The 9,112-nt window shown below is 64.0% G+C and carries 6 protein-coding genes; 3 read left to right on the forward strand and 3 right to left on the reverse strand.

Annotation, left to right across the window (positions count from 1 at the left end):
* Both MJ783_RS19360 and MJ783_RS19365 read right to left on the reverse strand, forming a co-directional pair.
* The coding region (locus MJ783_RS19360; protein ID WP_239312343.1) for a GAF domain-containing protein at positions 1-479 on the reverse strand (479 nt) is incomplete at its 3' end.
* A 104-nt stretch (positions 480-583) separates the two neighbouring features.
* Positions 584-1,261 (reverse strand): adenylate kinase, encoded by a 678-nt coding sequence (locus MJ783_RS19365; RefSeq protein ID WP_239312345.1) that lies wholly within the window; start codon positions 1,259-1,261, stop codon positions 584-586.
* A 1,353-nt stretch (positions 1,262-2,614) separates the two neighbouring features.
* Between MJ783_RS19365 and acs the strand changes: the two genes are divergently transcribed.
* The 3 genes from acs to MJ783_RS19380 all read left to right on the forward strand — a co-directional run bounded on the left by acs (position 2,615) and on the right by MJ783_RS19380 (position 8,059).
* On the forward strand, positions 2,615-4,612 hold the full coding sequence (acs, locus tag MJ783_RS19370; protein WP_239312353.1) for an acetate--CoA ligase: 1,998 nt from the start codon (positions 2,615-2,617) through the stop codon (positions 4,610-4,612).
* A gap of 733 nt (positions 4,613-5,345) precedes the next feature.
* Positions 5,346-6,230, forward strand: a complete 885-nt coding sequence (locus tag MJ783_RS19375) for a class I SAM-dependent methyltransferase (RefSeq protein ID WP_239312347.1) — start codon at positions 5,346-5,348, stop codon at positions 6,228-6,230.
* A complete protein-coding gene (locus MJ783_RS19380) occupies positions 6,227-8,059 on the forward strand; it encodes a choline/carnitine O-acyltransferase (RefSeq protein WP_239312349.1) in 1,833 nt (610 codons plus the stop codon). Before MJ783_RS19375 ends, MJ783_RS19380 begins: the two co-directional genes overlap by 4 nt.
* 59 nt (positions 8,060-8,118) lie before the next feature.
* Here MJ783_RS19380 and MJ783_RS19385 read toward each other — a convergent pair.
* Positions 8,119-9,112: VWA domain-containing protein (locus tag MJ783_RS19385; RefSeq protein ID WP_239312351.1), on the reverse strand; the 994-nt coding region annotated here is incomplete at its 5' end.

Genomic DNA, 9,112 nt, shown 5'->3' on the forward strand with positions numbered 1-9,112 from the left:
GCGGTGCGGTCACCGAACTGTGTCCAGGTGCGGTTGGCGCCGTAGAGGACACCGAGTACCCGGCCATCGTGCATGATCGGCACCGCGATCATCGCCTTGAGGCCCTCGGTCGCGGCCTGTGGTGCGAAGTCCTGCGTGATCTCGGAGGAGGCGCAGTAGTCGCTGACCCACAGCGGGCGGCGAGCGGTCAGGACCTTGCCGCCCAGCCCGGCCCCGACCGGCACGACGATGCCGTTCAGCGCTTCGGTTGCCACATTGACGCCGCGACCGAGCACGATCTGGTCGACGCCGTCCGGCTCACCGACCCACGCCACGTCGACACCGGCTAATCGCGGGACATCGACGACCATGCGCGCGATCGCCGCGGAGCGATCGAGCAGCGCGAGGACCGCACCGTACTCCTCGTCGAGGCTGAGCAGTACCTCAGGCACTGGCGCGGCATGCCTGCGGCTTCCCGTAGCCGGCTTCAGCTGCCTCATACCACTGCTAACCATGTCCCTATACTCTCGCAGCTCAGATTTATCCGCCATCTCCAGATGGAGACCTCTTTGCGAGGCCTCCAGCTGGAGCCACCTGATGCCGGCTACGGCCGATACCCTCTGTTTGTTCGAGCGTCATACTGACTCAGCACTGTGAGGGTGCGGTCGGTGACGTCGTCCACCGGACCGGTCGCGTCGATGCCGATGAGTATTCCCTTGGCGGCGTAGTAGGAGACCAATGGAGCGGTCTGCTCGGTGTACACCTCGAGCCGGCGTCGGACGGTCTCCGGCTTGTCGTCATCTCGCTGGAGCAGCTCACCGGCACACCGGTCACAGATATTTTCAATCTTGGTCGGATCGAAGTCGATGTGCCAGGTATGCCGGCAGCGACGGCAGGTTCGCCGGCCGGAGAGCCGACACACCACCTCGTCGTCGTCCACGACAAGTTCCAGCACGATGTCGAGCTGGATCCCCAGCGTCGCCAGCATGCCGCCGAGCACCTCAGCCTGCGGCACGTTGCGGGGAAAGCCGTCCAGCAGGAAACCCTTGGCCGCATCGTCCTCGGCCAGCCGGTTGCGGACCATCTCGATGGTGATTTCGTCCGGGACGAGGTCGCCGGCGTTCATGTACTTCTCCGCGGCCACGCCCAGCTCGGTACCCTCACGAACATTCATGCGGAAGATGTCCCCGGTGGAGATCTTGGGGATCGACCACGCCTGGGCGATGAACTCGGCCTGCGTACCTTTACCAGCTCCCGGCGGCCCGACCAGCACGAGGCGCACTATCGGAGGAAGCCTTCGTAGTTGCGGATCATGCGCTGGTTTCTGATCTGCTTCACGGTTTTCAGTTCCATCCTTGCTACGATTGGAAGCGGTGTATCCGAGGCCATGGACGACTGCTCCTCGGGCGGTTCGAACGGCGGTGACGGAAATACCGCCATGGCGTTGGCCCCAGCTGTTATGAACTCCAAAAATGAATGCCAAAAAATGAGTGTGCGCTGTTCGGCTCCCATAAATTCCCGACAGGTGACCGGGCTTATGGAAAGCTAGAGCTGTTGACCTTCCGGCTATCCTACTAAAAGCGCCCGGCAAGAGGGGAGCGGATCAAGAAGTGGAGCTGGGGTGCGTGCGTCACGAGGCGGCGCGGGGAGTCACCGGAGGTGGTGGGCGGCAACCGACCGGCGAGCCGGGGTGCCCATCCATCGCGTGGCGATGGATGGGGAGCGCCGGCGCGAGGTGCGTGCCCCAATCCCGCGGCGCCGCGTCCCCTATTGCCGGTCGCGCTGAATTATAGGACGCCCAGTGGGACGGGAGCCCGGACCTGAGCCGCTCTAGGCTGTTTGGATTTTGGCGGAAAATCTGCAACCAACTCAGGGCTACCTCTCGGATGCGGCGTCAGGGCTGTTCGCCAAGGGTGATCCTGGGCTGACGCCGCGTTGGGAGACCGACTGACGACGTTCCTCGAACTCCATGTGACGTCAGCGTGACGGGCGGGTTCGTGTTCTGACCAGTTCGCCCTGCGTGACTAGGTAACACTAGGGCATGGCCGCATCACACGCAAGGTAACATGTCCATTCACCGCTGCCTCCAGCGCGCTACCGGTCGTCAGCTGATGCCCGGGGTGGGAAGCTGTCCCGCCATTCCGGCACCGGGGCCGGGCCGTCGCTCCACCGAGTGTTGGCCGCCGCCGGCGATGTTGGCCTGATAGGCGTGATTGTGAGGCGGACATCGCTTGCCGCTCGTCTTGCCGCATCAACCGTTCGTCGCCTCATCGGCACCGTTCGTCCAGGCGCTCTTGCGATGGCAGCGGCGGCATGCACATGGTTGGTCCTCCTGGGCTCGCCTCCACGGGAGGCCCCGTTCTGCCCCGGCCCGAGGAGTCGCCATGACCAGTACAACTGGGCCAGCAACTGGCCGTGACCAAGGCGGGCGGCGTACTGGGCGCCATCGCGGATGTGATCGACGACACGTGGCGGCGCACGGCCCTGCCAGCCCTGCCGGTCGACAGGCCGCCGGAAGCCCGGAGCCGAGGCGAACCGTGCCCGTTGAGGAACAGACCGAGCACTAGGAGGACACGTCATGACAGATAGCACCCTGAACGCAGCTCCTCTGGATGACGGGGCTGCTTCGACGAGCATGACTGGCGCTGCGGACGCGGAGGGCAGCGCTACAGACGCGGAAAGCGCGGAGCTAGAAAAGGACCTTGAACGCCTCCTGGCGGTCGAGCGGTTCGCCCCGCCCGCCGGCTTCGTCTCCCGCCACCAGGTGGACTGGGACGCCGCTGCTGGCGACCCGGTGGGCTTCTGGCTGGACCAGGCACGGTCGTTGCTGCGCTGGGACACCCCCTTCACCAAGGGGCTCGATGACAGCAGCCCGCCGTTCTACACGTGGTTCGCGGACGGCCGGCTGAACGTTTCCGCCAACTGCCTGGACCGCCATGTCGAGGCCGGTCTCGGTGACAGAGTCGCCTATTACTGGCGGGGCGAGGAGGGCGAAGAGCGGACGATCACTTATGCGGATCTGCATCGGGACGTCCAGCTGCTCGCCAACGGTCTGAAGAGCCTCGGCGTGGGCAAGGGCGACGTGGTGGGGATTTTTCTGCCGATGATCCCGGAGGTGGTCGTCGCGATGCTGGCCTGCGCCCGGATCGGCGCCCCGCACAACGTGGTCTTCGGTGGATTCGCTCCGTCCGCGGTACGCGAGCGCATGGAGGTATCCGCGGCCAAGGCATTGATCACAGTGGATGGGGCTCGCCGTAAGGGTCGTACGGCTGCCATCAAAGAGGCGGTGGACGCCGAGATGGGGGACCTTGACTCGCTCCAGCACATCATCGTCGTCCGCTCGACGGGCACTGCGGCGCCGATGCGGACCGGCCGCGACATCTGGTACCACGACCTGCTCTCCGCTGCCAGCCCCGAGTGCCCGGCTGAGCCGATGGAGGCGGAGCATCCGCTGTTCATCCTCTACAGCTCCGGCTCGACGGCGAAACCGAAAGGGATCCTGCACACCACCGGCGGCTACCTCACCCAGGTGACCTACACCCACCGGATGGTGTTCGATCTCGACCCGGCCACTGACGTCTACTGGTGTTCGGCCGATGTTGGTTGGGTGACCGGCCACTCATACATCATATACGGACCGTTATCCAATGCCGCTACCAGCGTCATGTACGAGGGCGCTCCGGACTACCCGGACAGGTCCATCTGGTGGGAACTGATAGAGCGGTACAGGGTCACCATTTTCTACACCGCGCCAACCGCGATCCGGGCCTGCATGAAATGGGGCCCGTTGTATCCGGGGCGTCATGATCTGTCGTCGTTGCGGATTCTCGGCACGGTCGGTGAGCCGATCAATCCGAAGGCATGGCTGTGGTACCACAGGGTGATCGGCGGTGAGCGCTGCCCGATCGTCGACACCTGGTGGCAGACCGAGACAGGCGGGATAATGATCTCGCCGATCCCCGGGCAGACCACCACCAAACCGGGCTCGGCAACTCACGCGTTGCCTGGGATCGCCGCGGAGCTGTACTCCGAGGAGGGAGAGCCGCTGGACAGCGGCGTCGGTGTGCTCGTCATCACCGCACCCTGGCCGGGCATGCTGCGTACCCTCTATGGTGACGACGAGCGGTTCGTTCAGACCTATTTTTCCCGTTTCGGGCCAACGATCTACGTGGTCGGCGACGCCGCCCGCCAGGATCCAGATGGCTATTTTTGGATCATCGGCAGGATGGACGACGTCATCAACGTCTCCGGTCACCGGCTGTCCACAGCCGAGGTGGAGTCGGCGCTGGTCTCGCATGAGGCCGTCGCGGAGGCCGCCGTCGTCGGCCGGGCCGACGACGATACCGGGCAGGCCATCGTGGCATTCGTGACGCTGCGGGGTGATCTGGTAGGTGACGACTACATGGTGACGATGTTGCGCCAGCATGTGGCGCAACGGATCGGCAAACTGGCGCGGCCGCAGCGTATCGTCTGGTCCGATGACCTTCCGAAGACCCGGTCAGGAAAGATCATGCGTCGGCTGCTGCGGGACATCGCGGAGGGGCGCGAGCTCGGAGATGTGACTACATTGCGTGATCAAGATGTGGTATTTCAGCTTCAGGAGAGGGTTGTCAAGGGTATGCGCGAAGAATAGGGGGGTGTGACGCGGTCCGCGTGCCGCTCGATCGTCCCGTGGCGATTGAGCGGGTTGCACGGGGTGCTGACAGTTGCGGCCCGAATTGTTGCGCCGTGTGTTCTCCTGGTGGTTTGCTGTTACCTGGGCGTGGTGGGAAACGCGTACTGTCCGGCATCGGGCACGGATTGTTGAGAGACTGTGTGTCTCCGGTGGCGAGTTTTTCCAGTGGGTCAGTGTCACCGCTGGACCGAGAAGGGTGAGGAAGCCGCTGACCGGGCGTGCTGAAGAATGGGAAAGCGTTTCTGAGCTGGCCCGGCCAGGCTTGCTCAGACCTTTTCCGAGCCAGCTCGGGGAGCATCTCCGCAGGTGTTCGTCGAGTACGGCCGGGTCTGTATCGACGAACCTGCGGCAATGCTGCCGCGATCGGGTAACGTCGGATCGAACACCGCTACGGTCGCATCGCGGTCGCCAGGGCCACCCTGGCACGGCCGGCTGCTTCCATGCGTTTGCCGGCCGGCTGCACCGCTGAAGGCTGTTCTGCTCGGTCGGTTCCGCTCTGTTCGCTGACGTCGGTGCGCCAGTCAACCGCATCCTGCCTGCGGGCATGGATGCGGACCGCTTGCTGCCCAGTGCCGGGTGGCCAGGGACGAGCCGCGCGCGTCGACCAACTACCGGCTTAAGGAGTCGACCGGCGAGCTGAACCCCACGTCGGCCCACCACCCATTTCGCGATCAACGAAGGAGCGCGCTCCGTGCGTTTTGACGCCACTGGGAAAGTTTCACTTGATCACATTTATACCCAACCCGATCCGCGGGCTTATTTCAGCACCTTAAGCGAGCTCGGATATTGCATTCCACAACTAGCCAAGCCATATTTTGTGAAACTTATTCAGGAATACCGAAGGTCGCGCTTTGGTCATGTTCTGAACATTCTTGACATCGGTTGTTCCTATGGCATTAATGCGGCTCTGTTGAAATATGGAGCAACCATGGACGAACTGTACGAACGTTACTGTGGCTTCGACGTAAACGAGCAGACCCGCGACACGTTACTGACCCGTGACCAGGAGCTGGTCCGTTCCCGTAGCCACCTCGGATCTACCCAGTTCGTGGGTCTTGACAGCTCGCATCCGGCGCTGTCGTACGCGCTCGCGGCAGGGTTCATCGATGACGCGGTACATGCCGATCTGGAAGAGAACGACCCCACCGAGCAACAACGCCAGCAGCTCGCTGGAGCGGATCTCGTCATCTCGACGGGCTGTCTTGGTTATGTTACCGACAGAACCATCTCGCGCATCGTCAACGCGAACGGTGAGCGTAAACCGTGGATGGCGCATTTCGTCCTGCGGATGTTCCCGTTCGAGCCTGTCGCGGCGAGCCTGGCCGAGCTGGGATACGAAACCGTTCACCTGGACCGCGTATTCAAGCAGCGACGGTTCGCATCCCCCGAGGAGCAGTCGCTTGTCCTGGACACGCTGTGGACCGTCGGAGTGGATCCGCGAGGTCTGGAAGCCGATGGCTGGCTCTACGCGCAGCTCTACATCTCTCGGCCGCGCGGGACGAAGAGTCGCCCAGTCGTGGACCTCGCAACAAATAAGGAGCCGTACATGCCCCCAAGTCAGCGAGGTCGAGGATGAAATCGTTCAACAGCCAAGAGGAACCCGCCCGGACCTTCGCCGGCGAAGAGCGTCTGCCACGAGTACCACTGCCCATGCTGGAGGCGAGCTGCGAGAGATTCCTCGAGTGGTGCGCGCCGCTGTTGTCCATGGACGAGCTGGCGGCGACCGAGGCCGAGGTCGCGTCCTTCCTCCGGCCGGGCGGTCCTGGCCGCACCCTGCACGCGGCACTCGAACAGTACAACGCCGGGGCGGGCGTGCACAGCTGGCTCGACACATTCTGGCCGTCCCGGTACCTGGGCCGCCGTGACCGTATAGCCCTCAACGCGAATTTCTTTTTCTTGTTCAATGATTCGGACCGGCGACAGGTGGAGCGGGCGGCCGGGCTCATCGCCGCGGCCGTTGACTACAAACTGCTGCTCGACGAGGAACTTGTCGCGCCGATCGTCCAGCGGGGGCAGGCGCTTTCGATGGAACAGAACAAGTTCCTGTTCTCCACGACACGGATACCCGGGCCCGTGCAGGACACCGTCCGCGCGCCTTACAGCGAAAAATGGCCGGGCCCGTCTCAGGCGCGCCATATCGTCGTGTTCTTCCGCGGAAACATGTTCCGTATGGACGTGCTGGGCTCGGATGGCTGGCCCCACACGTTGGACGATCTTACGGCAGGACTGATATCGATCATGAAAGCCGGTGCGACGCGGGCCGCGCCTGACACGTCTGTCGGACACCTCACCACCCAGGCTCGGGCCGACTGGGCCGCCAGCAGGCAAGCGCTGCTCGCCTGTCATCCCGATAACGCGGGCGCGCTCGAGGAGCTGGAGACCGCGCTGTTCTGCATGTGTCTGGAGGACTTCACCCCCCAAGACGCCCTGGCCGCATGCGACCAGCTCCTGCATGGTGACAGCGCTAACCGCTGGTTCGACAAGGCGGTCTCTCTGATCGTTTTTGCCGACGGTACGGCGGGCATCAACGTGGAGCACTGTGGTCTGGACGGCACCACAATCCTCGGTTTCGTTGACGCCCTGCTGGGCGCATCGGCCGAGATGCACCCGGAACGGTCGGGGAGCCGCTCGCAGGGCCTACCAGTCATCGAGGCCATCGAATTCACGCTGGACGGTGACCTTCGGAGCGCGGTGCGGACCGCCGAAGCCTCGTTCGCGGCCTACAGCGCCGACACGGCTACCGCCACCCTGTCCGTCGAAGATTTCGGTGGAAATCAGGCCAAGCGGCTACGGATATCGCCGGATGCGTTCGTGCAGCTGGCCTATCAACTCGCCCACAGACGTACCAGGGGATTCGTGGGTGCCACGTACGAGTCGATCGCGACGAGACAGTACCGGCACGGGCGCACGGAGGCGATGCGCGTCGTCACACCTGAGGTGGTGCGGTTCGTGGCCGCGATGGATGACCCTGGAGCGGATGCGAAGACCCGCAGAGCGGCGTTCCGGGCAGCTGCCGAAAGGCATGTGCAACGTGCGAAAGAGTGCCAGACGGGCCAGGCACCCGAGCAGCATCTGTGGGAACTGCAGCTGATTCAGAAGCGGCGCGGTGAGGCGCTGGGGGTGACCGAAGCACCCGCCCTGTACGAGACTCCCGGCTGGCTCAAGATGCGGGACGACTATCTGAATACCAGTTCCGCGCCGTCGACCAACATCCAGTACTTCGGCTTCGGGCCGACCAACAGCCGGTGCATCGGTATCGCCTACGTCTTGCTGCCCGACCGCTTCAACCTCTACCTGAGCGCGGCCCGCCCGATGGCCGGCGAGATGTCGGTATTCGCTGACCGGCTCCGGGAAGCACTGCGCGAGCTACAGGACCTGCTGGCTACCGAGCGAGCGGAGGCCTGAGGAACCCGCTCATAGCTGAGGGGGGCCGCCCACCCGGGCGGCCCCCCTCAGCTGATGATCTAGTGCGTGGTAAGCACGTCGAGGATCACCTGGGAGATGGAGTTCTCGTCGCGCGCGGGATAGCTCTTGGCATCGGTCGCGGCGGAGATGCGCTGGAGCGCCTGCGCATCGGCCTGACCGCCGTAGGCAATAGTGATCAGATGTACGGGATGCTCCGGGTCGAACTCACTCCTGAGCTTCGTGATCAGATTGTCGAGGGAAATACTGCTCAGGTTGTCGTCCTGGCCGTCGGTCAACAACACGACCTGGTTCGGCCGGCCGGGTGTATAGACGGAGCTGAGCTTGCGGAACGCGGCGAGCGCCGTGTCGTAGAGCCCCCCGTCGTTGTCCTTGGCCTGCAACCTGTCGGTGTTCTGGATCAATAGGTTCCGACGGGAGATACCGTTGATCACTTCTCCTATCGGGCCGATCGGCACCAGTTCCTGGTAGCTGGCGGTGCTGCCCGGAACGCGGGAGAACTGCCACAGTCCCATCTTGGAATCTTCGGCGAGCGCGGCGTACACCGAATCCATCGCGCTGATGGCCACCTTCAGCCGGGTCACGCCCCCGCTGTCCGCTACCACGCCGCCCATCGTACCGGAGGTGTCGATGACGGCGAGTGTCGCGCCACGCTGGTGGACAGCCTGGAACAGGGCGAGTGCTGACCCCGTCGCCGCGGGGTTGACAGATTCCGCCGGCTCGAAACGCAGCCCGGGGGAGAAGCCGGCGTCGGTGGTGAGCTTCGGGGCCGTTCCGTCCTCGCCCCGCAGGCCCGCTTCAGTGAACGAGTCCTGCCCGGTCTTGCTGAGCATCATTTCCAGGAACCCCTGGACAGCGGCCTTGTGAGCCGGGCTCCCATCCGGGCCGACCTGAACGAACGGAATGTTCTGGACCGCGATCCCGTCCGTTGGATAGATCGCGACGAGTGGCTCCTTCGGCGGGGTGGCCTTTCCGTCAGTGACGACACCGTTGTTGTAGTCGAACATCATGTTCTCCGACATCGGTACCGCGGAG

Origin of the sequence: Protofrankia sp. Cj3 (assembly GCF_917627355.1) — a bacterium.
GTDB lineage: Bacteria > Actinomycetota > Actinomycetes > Frankiales > Frankiaceae > Protofrankia.